Source organism: Anaeromyxobacter sp. PSR-1, from assembly GCF_000964525.1.
In the GTDB taxonomy this organism is placed as follows: Bacteria; Myxococcota; Myxococcia; order Myxococcales; family Anaeromyxobacteraceae; genus Anaeromyxobacter.
Window position 1 is genome coordinate 19,692 of sequence record NZ_BAZG01000042.1, and the last position, 8,565, is coordinate 28,256.

The 8,565-nt window shown below is 77.2% G+C and carries 7 protein-coding genes; 4 read left to right on the forward strand and 3 right to left on the reverse strand.

Features of this window, described 5'->3' with window-relative positions:
- Window positions 1-18 precede the first annotated feature (18 nt).
- Window positions 19-627 (reverse strand): tRNA-uridine aminocarboxypropyltransferase, encoded by a 609-nt coding sequence (locus tag PSR1_RS09085; protein WP_059437285.1) that lies wholly within the window; start codon window positions 625-627, stop codon window positions 19-21.
- Between the two features lie 117 nt (window positions 628-744).
- On the opposite strand from PSR1_RS09085, the gene fusA reads away from it, so the two are divergent.
- On the forward strand, window positions 745-2,814 hold the full coding sequence (gene fusA / locus PSR1_RS09090; protein ID WP_059437286.1) for an elongation factor G: 2,070 nt from the start codon (window positions 745-747) through the stop codon (window positions 2,812-2,814).
- 135 nt (window positions 2,815-2,949) lie between these two features.
- Window positions 2,950-3,420: a hypothetical protein gene (locus PSR1_RS09095; RefSeq protein WP_059437287.1), complete on the forward strand. Its 471-nt coding sequence runs from the start codon at window positions 2,950-2,952 to the stop codon at window positions 3,418-3,420.
- 29 nt (window positions 3,421-3,449) lie between these two features.
- On the opposite strand, the gene PSR1_RS09100 is transcribed toward PSR1_RS09095, so the two are convergent.
- Window positions 3,450-3,650, reverse strand: coding sequence for a hypothetical protein (locus PSR1_RS09100; protein ID WP_059437288.1), 201 nt, complete (start codon window positions 3,648-3,650; stop codon window positions 3,450-3,452).
- Between the two features lie 148 nt (window positions 3,651-3,798).
- Here PSR1_RS09100 and PSR1_RS09105 point away from each other — a divergent pair, with 148 nt between their 5' ends.
- Complete coding sequence (locus PSR1_RS09105) at window positions 3,799-5,664, forward strand: M48 family metallopeptidase (RefSeq protein WP_059437289.1); 1,866 nt, start codon at window positions 3,799-3,801, stop codon at window positions 5,662-5,664.
- Between the two features lie 18 nt (window positions 5,665-5,682).
- Here PSR1_RS09105 and PSR1_RS09110 read toward each other — a convergent pair whose 3' ends face one another.
- On the reverse strand, window positions 5,683-7,641 hold the full coding sequence (locus tag PSR1_RS09110) for an ABC-F family ATP-binding cassette domain-containing protein (protein ID WP_059437290.1): 1,959 nt from the start codon (window positions 7,639-7,641) through the stop codon (window positions 5,683-5,685).
- Window positions 7,642-7,748: 107 nt separating this feature from the next.
- Between PSR1_RS09110 and PSR1_RS09115 the strand changes: the two genes are divergently transcribed.
- Window positions 7,749-8,565 (forward strand): hypothetical protein (locus PSR1_RS09115; RefSeq protein WP_059437291.1); only part of this gene is annotated, 817 nt, incomplete at its 3' end.

The following is an 8,565-nucleotide window of genomic DNA, read 5'->3' on the forward strand; positions in this document are numbered from 1 at the left end:
GGCGTCGGAGCCGCGGCGTCAGGCGCCGCCACCGCCCCGGTGCCTGGGGTTCCGCCGCGCCCCGCGCGCGCACTCCAGCTGCTGCGCCACCATCCGGCGGAACGCCTCGCGCATCGGCTCGAAGCGGGCCGGGTCGCGCTCCAGGGCGCCGAGCGCGAGCGCCACGGCCTCGAGCGTGGAGAGGTACTCCGGCTCGGGCTCGCGCCGCAGCCCGGCGTAGCCGCCCGGCCGGTCGGGGACGACCGAGATGCGGGGGAGCGCCGCGAGCGACGGGCTCGCCTCCACCATCTTCCGCGCCTGGTGCCAGGTGCCGTCCACCGCCACCAGCAGCCGGGGCGGGTCGCCGGCGCGCGCCGCGGCGGGGATGGCGCCCTCGCCCGGGAACAGCAGCGCCGCGCCGGGGTCGGCCACCACCTCGCGCACGCGCGGGTGATCCTCGAAGCGGACGCCCCGGTGCAGCTCGCAGTCCTCCAGCGCCAGGCGCGTCAGCCAGGCGGTGCAGATGGCGAGCCGGGCCTCGCGGGGATGCTGGAGGATCACCACGCGCGTCCGCGCGCGCGCCACCGGCAGGGTCGCGCACAGGCAGAGGGCGGCGGGGCGCAGGCAGCGGCGGCAGAGCTCTCGCACGGGACGCGGAGCCTAGTCGAAGCGCCGCGGATCCGGAACCGGGCGCGGCGCGGCCGCCGACGTATACTCAGCGGGAGCGCGCGGCCGGAGGCGGGGCGGCGGGCGGAGGGTCGGTGCATGGGGGAGCCACGCGGCGAGGGGACGGCGTCGGAGCGGCGCATGCGCGCCATCCGCAACCTCGGGATCATGGCGCACATCGACGCCGGCAAGACGACGCTCACCGAGCGCCTCCTGTTCGTCGCCGGCCGCACCCACAAGATGGGCGAGGTGCACGAGGGCGCCGCGGTGATGGACTGGATGGACCTCGAGCGCGAGCGCGGGATCACCATCACGTCCGCCGTCACCCGGCTCGAGTGGCGCGCCCACGAGCTGCACCTCATCGACACGCCCGGCCACGTGGACTTCACCATCGAGGTCGAGCGCTCGCTGCGCGTGCTCGACGGGGCGGTGGCGGTGTTCGACGCGGCGCACGGCGTCGAGCCGCAGAGCGAGACCGTCTGGCGCCAGGCCGACCGCTACCGCGTGCCGCGCATCGCGTTCGCGAACAAGATGGACCGCGTCGGCGCCGACCTCGGGCTCACGCTCGCGTCCATGCGCAAGCACTTCCCCGACCACGTGGTCGCGGCGGTGCAGCGGCCGCTCGGCGCGGAGGCGGCCTTCGCCGGCTTCGAGGACCTGGTCGCCCGGCGCACCGTCCGGTTCGGCGACCCGGAGGACCCGCGCGCGTTCACCGCCGAGCCGGGCATCTCGGCCGAGGGCGAGGCCGATCGCGCCGCGCTGGTGGCCGCCCTCGCCGACCTCGACGACGCGGCGGCCGAGGCGGTGCTGTCCGACCGCGACCTCGACGAGGACGGCCTGCGCGCCGCCATCCGGCGGGCCACGCTCTCCGGCCGGTTCGTGCCGCTGCTGTGCGGCTCCGCGCTGCGGAACAAGGGCATCCCGCAGGTGCTCGACGCGGTCTGCGACTGGCTCCCCTCCCCGCTCGACGTGCCGCCGCCGGCCGGCGTCCACCCCGACACCGGCGAGGAGGAGCGGCGCCCGCCGACCGACGCCGCCCCGCTGCTGGCGCTCGCGTTCAAGGTGTCGCTCCTCGACGAGCGGCGCCGGTACGTGTTCCTGCGCGTGTACTCCGGGCGCGTCGCCGAGGGGGACGCGGTCTGGAACGCGAGCCAGCGCAAGTTCGAGAAGGTCGGGCGCGTGCTGCTCATGCACGCGGCGCAGAAGGAGCGCGTCCCCTCCCTCGGCGCCGGCCAGCTGTTCGCGGTGGCCGGCCTGAAGGAGACCCGCACGGGCGACACGCTCACCGACAAGGCCCACCCGCTGCTGCTCGAGCGGCTCTCGTCCTACGAGCCGGTCATCTCCGAGGCCATCGAGGCCGCCTCGCAGAAGGATCGCGACCTCCTGCTGGAGGCGCTGGCGCGGATCGCCGACGAGGACCCGACCTTCCGGTGGGGCGAGGACCCCGACACGGGCCAGCTGCTCGTGTCGGGCATGGGGGAGCTGCACCTGGACATCGTGGCCGAGCGGCTGCGGCGGGAGTTCGGCCTCGCCGTCCGCACCGGCCAGCCGCAGGTGCTCCTGCGCGAGACGCTCTCGGCGGAGGCCGCCGCGGAGGCGACCTTCGAGCGCAGGCTCGAGGACGAGGAGATCTACGGGCACGTGTCGGTCGCGGTCGGGCCGCTGCCGCGCGGCGGCGGCTTCCGGTTCGACCTCTCGCCCGAGGCGGCCGCGCTCCCCTTCCTCCGTCCGGAGGTCCGCCGGATGGCCGAGGACGGCGCGCGCGAGGCGGCCGAGGCGGGGGCGCTGGAGGGTCACCCGCTGCAGGACGTCCGGGTGACGCTCACCGGCGCCACCTGGCGCGAGGGCGCCTCCAAGCCGTTCGCGTACAAGGTCGCGGCCGCCGACGCGGTGCGGATCGCCGCCGGGAAGGCCCGGCCGGTGCTGCTCGAGCCGCTCATGCGCGTCGAGATCGTGCTCCCGTCGGAGCACCTCGGCGAGGTCATCGGGAGCCTCGATCGGCGCAAGGGCACCGTGCTCGACGTGGCCGACCGGGGCGAGGCAGTCAAGGTGATCACCTGCGAGGCCCCGCTCCGGCGGATGTTCGGCTACGCCACCGAGCTGCGATCGGCGACGCAGGGGCGCGCGCTGTTCACCATGCGTTTCGACCGATTCGACGTGGCCGGCTGACGCCGCCGCCTCGCCGCGCCGGCGGCCGAAGGCGGTGCGTCACTCGCGCGGGCCAACCCCCTGCCTGGCGCCAGGCAGGGCGTATCGCCGGGCGCCGTTGTTCCGGCGCGCGGGAGCGCGCAGGTTGATCCGGAGATGGTCCGGTCCCTGCTCGCGCTGTCGCTGCTCGCCGCCTCGCTCCCAGCCCGCGCGGGCGATGACGGCCGCCGCGCGGCCATGCCCAGGCTCGGGCTGGGGTCCGCCCGCAGCGCGCTGGTGGCGCAGGCCCCGCCGCCCGCCGCCTCCCGGCAGCCCTCCCTGGAGGAGCCCGAGGGCGAGCTGCGCCGCCAGGCCCCCGTCTGCCCGCCCGAGGTGTGCCAGTACCAGGCCTCGTCGATGCCCGACTCCGGCCCGCTGTACAAGGCCAGCCGCACCGACCTCGTGCTCGGGATCCTCTCCCGCGCGCCCATCCCCGCCATCTCCACGGTGGCCGGCTACATCGCCAACGCCAACCTGCGGGTGGACTTCCGCCCCGGCGAGCCCGGCGGCACGCCCGGGGCCCGCGGGTGGGGCAAGGTGATGGTCACGCTGCGCTGGAAGCTCGACGCCGAGAACAAGCCGCACTAGCCGACCGTCCCGGACGCCGGACCGCCCGCTCATTCCCCGCGCATCGGGCAGCCGTGCTCCACCACCTCGACGGCGGCGTCCGGGTGGCGCTCGCGGAGCATCGCCGCGTACTCCTCGGCCCGCTGGCGGTTGCGCGCGCCGCACACCGGCGGCTCGAGCCGCTCCTCCTCCGTGATCAGCGGCGAGGTGCAGGCCGGGACGCCGTTCACCTGGACGTGCCAGACGCTCATGGGGGCGCGGAGGATACCGCGATCCTGGCGGCGCCGCGCCCCCGCTGTGCGGAACGCTCGCGCACGGACGCACCCGGTGGCAGGGCCCGCGCCCGTGCACGCGTGGTAAAGAGGCCCGACGCGCGGCCTCCGCGCGCGGGAGGACGGCATGGACACCGAGCGCTTCGAGCGGATCGCCGCCCGGTTCGAGCGGCGCTCGCGGTCGTCGCCGCGCGCGTACCGGGCGCTCATCACGGCGCTCGGCGCGCTCGGGTTCGCGGTGGTCGGCGCGACGGTGCTCGGCACGGTGGGGCTGCTCGCGCTGCTCGCGGGCGGGGTGGTGCTCTCGCGCAACGTGGTGCTGCTGAAGCTCGCGCTGCCGGTGGGCCTCACCGCGGCGGCGCTGCTCCGCGCGATCTGGGTGAAGCTGGAGCGGCCCGAGGGCGAGCGGGTCCTGCCCGGGCAGGCGCCGGCGCTGTTCGCGGAGCTGGAGCGGCTCCGGCGCCTGGGGCGCATCCCGCGCATCCACGCGGTGCGGGTGGACGCCTCGCTCAACGCCGGCGTGGCGCAGACGCCGCGGCTCGGGATCCTGGGCTGGCCACACAACGACCTCGTGCTCGGCCTCCCGCTCATGCTCTCGCTCTCGCCCGAGTCGTTCCAGGCGGTGCTCGCGCACGAGCTCGGCCACCTCTCCGGCCGGCACGGGCGGGCCGGCGCGTGGATCTACCGCGTGCGCGCCACCTGGCTGCGGCTGCTCGAGGCGCTCGACGGCCGCCGGAGCGTGCTGGCCCGGCCGCTGCGCGCGTTCTTCCGCTGGTACGGCCCGTTCTTCGGCGCGGCCAGCCTGGCGCTGGCGCGCGAGCAGGAGCGCGAGGCGGACCGGTTCTCCGCGGTCGCCGCCGGGCCGCGCGCCGCCGCCGACGCCCTCGCGGCGGTCGCGGTGGCGGGCTGGGCGGTGGACCGCCGCTTCTGGCCGGCCATGAACCGGCGGACCGCGGGCGAGGCGGAGCCGCCGCCCGGCTACCTCGGCGCGCTCGAGGCCGAGGTGCACGCCGCGCTGCGCGATCCCGGGGCCGGCCGCGCGCTGGAGCGGGCGCTCCAGCGCCGCTCGCGCGGCGTGGACACCCACCCCGCCCTCGCCGAGCGCATCGCCGCGCTCGGGCAGCCGCCGCGCCTCCCGCCGGCCGTGTTCCAGACCGCGGCGGCGCGCTTCCTGGGAGGCGCGCTCCCCGCGCTCCGGGCCTCGCTCGACGCGGCGTGGAGCGGCGCCGTCCGCGAGCGCTGGGCGGCGGCGCACGCGCAGAAGGCCGAGCAGGCGGCGCGGCTCGCCGAGCTCGAGCGGGCCGCGGCCGAGGGACCGCTCCAGCCCGACGCCGCCTGGGAGCGCGCCTCGCTGACCGAGGACCTCGGCGACGTCCCCGGCGCGATCGCGCTCGCCCGCGAGGCGGTGGCGCGCCACCCGGAGCACGCGCCCGCCCGCTACGGCCTGGGCCGGCTGCTCCTCGAGCAGGACGAGGCCGAGGGCGTCCCGCTGGTGGAGGCGGCCATCGCGCTCGACCGGGACGCGGAGCTGCCGGGCGCGCAGCTCCTCGCCGCCTACCACCTGTCCACCGGCCGCCACGATCTCGCCGCGCCCTGGATCGCGCGGGCGGAGGCGCTGGAGGGGCTGCACGACGAGGCCGCCGCCGAGCGCGCCCAGGTGCTGGCCACCGACGCGCTCGAGCCGCACGGCCTGCCGCCGGACGCGGTCGAGGCGCTGGTGGCCCCGCTGCGCGGGCACGCGCGCGTGAAGCGGCTGCACCTCGCGCGGAAGCGCCTGCGCCACCTGCCGGACCGCGCCCCGGTGTTCGTGCTCGCCGTCGAGCCGCGCTGGACGTGGCGGCAGTTCGTGACGGGGAGCGCGGAGGCGTCGCTCCCGCAGGCGCTCGCGAACGCGCTCCCGGACCGGCCGCACACCTTCGTGTTCGTGCGCGGCAGGTCGAGCGGGGTGCTGTTCCGGCGCGTCCGGAAGCTCGCCGGCGCCCGGGTCGCCTAGGAGGCCGCCCGCGCCGGCCTAGGCCGGGCCGCCGAGGAACGACTCCAGCTCCTGCCAGCGCGCGTACAGCCGCTCCACCTCGGCCGCGAGCCGCTCCAGCTCCTCGCGCATCCCGGCCACGGCGCCGCCCTCGCGGCGGTACGTCTCGGGATCGGCGAGCGTCGCCTCGAGCGCGGCCTTGCGCTCCTCGGCCGCGAGGATCGCCGCCTCCATCCCCTCCAGCTCGCGCTGCTCCTTGAAGGAGAGCTTGCCGGGCTTGCGCGCCCTCGGCTCCGGCGCGCCCGCCCCCGCGGGCGCGTCCCGCGCGCGCTCGGCCGCCGGTGCCGGGGCCGGCGCCTGCGCGGCCGCCGCCTGCTCCTTCAGCGTCCGGTAGGTCTCGTAGTTCCCCGGGTACCGCACCGCGCGCCCGTCGCCCTCCAGCGCCAGGATCGAGGTCGCCACCTTGTCGAGGAAGTAGCGGTCGTGGGTGACGAGCAGCACCGTCCCGTCGAACCCGAGCAGCAGCCCCTCGAGCACGTTCAGCGTGACGAGGTCGAGGTCGTTGGTGGGCTCGTCGAGGACGAGCACGTTCGCGCCCTCCAGGAACAGCCGCGCCAGCAGCAGCCGGTTGCGCTCCCCGCCGGAGAGCGCCTTCACCTGCATGCGCTGCATGGTGGGCGGGAACAGCAGGTCGTCGAGGTAGTCGCGGAGCGCCACGCGCTTGCCGGACAGCTCCACGAAGTCCTCGCCGGTGCGCCCCGGCGGCGAGCCCCCGGCCGCCTCGTACACGGTCTGCTCCGGGTCGAGCCGGGCGCGCTGCTGGTCGTAGTAGGCGACGCGGGTGCGCTTGCCCACCACCACCTCGCCCGCGTCCGGCGCGAGCTCCCCGAGGAGCACGCGCAGGAAGGTGGTCTTGCCGGCGCCGTTCGGGCCGACGATGCCGAGCCGCTCGCCCCGCTGCAGCACCACCTCGACGTCGCGCAGGACGGTCCGCTCGCCGAAGCGCTTCTCCACCCCGTGCGCCTCCAGCACCACCTGCGACAGCCGCGGCGCCTCCGCCAGCCTCAGGTCGGCCGCGCGCGGCCGCTGGTACCCGCGCTCGGCCATGAGCCGCCGCGCCCGCTCGATGCGCGCCTTGCTCTTGGTGCGCCGCGCCTCCACGCCGCGCCGGAGCCAGGCCACCTCCTGCGCGATCCAGCGCTCGCGCTTGTGCTGCGCGGTCGAGGCGAGCGACTCCTCCTCGAGCTTCTGCGCGAGGTACGCCTCGTAGTTGCCCGGGTAGCTGGTGACGCCGGCGCCGGGCGTGATCTCGACGATCCGGTCCACCAGGTCGTCGAGGAAGTAGCGGTCGTGGGTGACGAGCAGGAGCGCGCCGTCGAGCCGGTCCAGCTCCTCCTCGAGCCAGTCCACCGTGTCCGCGTCGAGGTGGTTGGTGGGCTCGTCGAGCAGCAGCAGGTCCGGGCGGGTGAGCAGCGCGCGGGCGATCGCCACGCGCTTGCGGGCGCCGCCGGACAGCTCCGCCACCGGGCGGTCCCAGTCCGGCACGCCGAGCCGGTCCAGCAGCCGCCGCGCCTCGTGCGCCGTGTCCCAGCCGCCCAGGTGCTCGATCCGATCCGACAGCGCCGCCATCTCGGCGAGGAGCCGCTCGTGCGCCGCCGGATCGCGCTCCGTCTCCAGCCGCGCCGCGAGCGCGGCGTGCGCCTCCAGCGCGGCGCGGAGCGGGGCGCGCGCGACCTCGAGCTCCGAGGCGACGGTGGCGCCCTCCGGGAACGCCGGCTCCTGCGGCAGGTACGTGACCTGCGCGCCGCGGCGGAGCTGCACCTCGCCGCGATCCGGCTCGGCGGCGCGCGCCAGGATGCGCATGAGCGACGACTTGCCCGCGCCGTTCACGCCCACCAGGCCGACGCGCTCCCCCTCCTCGATGGTGAAGGTCAGGCCGTCGAAGAGGGTGCGGCTGCCGAAGGAGAGGCCGAGGCCGGCCGCGTGGAGGAGCGTCACCGCGCCTTCATAGCACCCGCGCGGCCGCGGCGGGCCGGCCTCGAGGTCACAAGCCGGCCGGCGCTCCCTCCCATCCCGAGCGGCCCCCGCCGCCCGAGATCGACCCGATGTTCCCGCCCGCGCCAGCCCTCGCCCTCGCCCTCCTGCACCTCGCCGCCGCCACCCCGCTGCCCGGGAAGGTCGGGCCGGATCCCCAGCTCTCCGCGCGCGTCGAGCAGGACCTGCTCGAGGGGCGCTGGGACGCGGCGCGCGCCGCGGTGGAGCGCGAGCTCGCCTGCGGCGAGGCCCCGGCGGCGGTGCGCGCGGAGCTGGCCGTGCTGCTGGCGCGCATCGCGGTGGACCGGAGCCAGTTCCACCACCACGCCCCGCGGGAGGCCGCGGCGGCCGCCGACCGGGCGCTCGCCGCCGCGCGGGAGGCGGGCGATCCGCGCGTGCTGGCCACGGCGCTGCTCGTCCAGGCGCGGCGCATCTTCTTCGAGGCGCTCGACGAGCCGTCGCGGATGCGCGCGGCCGCCGCCGCGGTGCGCGAGGCCCGTGCCGCCGCCGGACGCGCCGGCGACGCGCGGCTCGAGGCCGAGGCGATCTTCCACCAGGCCCTCACGGAGGATCAGCAGGGGCGGCCGGAGGCGGCCCGCGCGCTGCTCGAGGACGGCGCCGCCCGCGCCCGGCGGCTCGGCGACGACTTCATGCTGTCCAACATGGAGCGCCACCTCGCCGGGCTCGACCAGGACCGGGGAGAGCTGGCGCGCGCCGAGCTCGGGTTCCGCCAGTCGCTCGCGCTGCGCGAGCAGGCCGGCGCGGCCGCGTTCGTGCCCTGGGCCCAGATCGCGCTCGCCGACGTGCTGGCGGAGCGCGGCACCGCCGAGGAGGAGCAGCGCGTGCTGCTCCGGAAGGCGGCGCAGCTCGGCGAGCGGAGCGGCAGCC

What these genes read in the sequence shown, in the direction of transcription:
- fusA (WP_059437286.1), top strand. Translation starts at nt 745, where the DNA reads ATGGGGGAGCCACGCGGCGAGGGGACGGCGTCGGAGCGGCGCATGCGC.
- PSR1_RS09095 (WP_059437287.1), top strand. Translation starts at nt 2,950, where the DNA reads ATGGTCCGGTCCCTGCTCGCGCTGTCGCTGCTCGCCGCCTCGCTCCCA.
- PSR1_RS09100 (WP_059437288.1), bottom strand. Translation starts at nt 3,650, where the DNA reads ATGAGCGTCTGGCACGTCCAGGTGAACGGCGTCCCGGCCTGCACCTCG.
- PSR1_RS09105 (WP_059437289.1), top strand. Translation starts at nt 3,799, where the DNA reads ATGGACACCGAGCGCTTCGAGCGGATCGCCGCCCGGTTCGAGCGGCGC.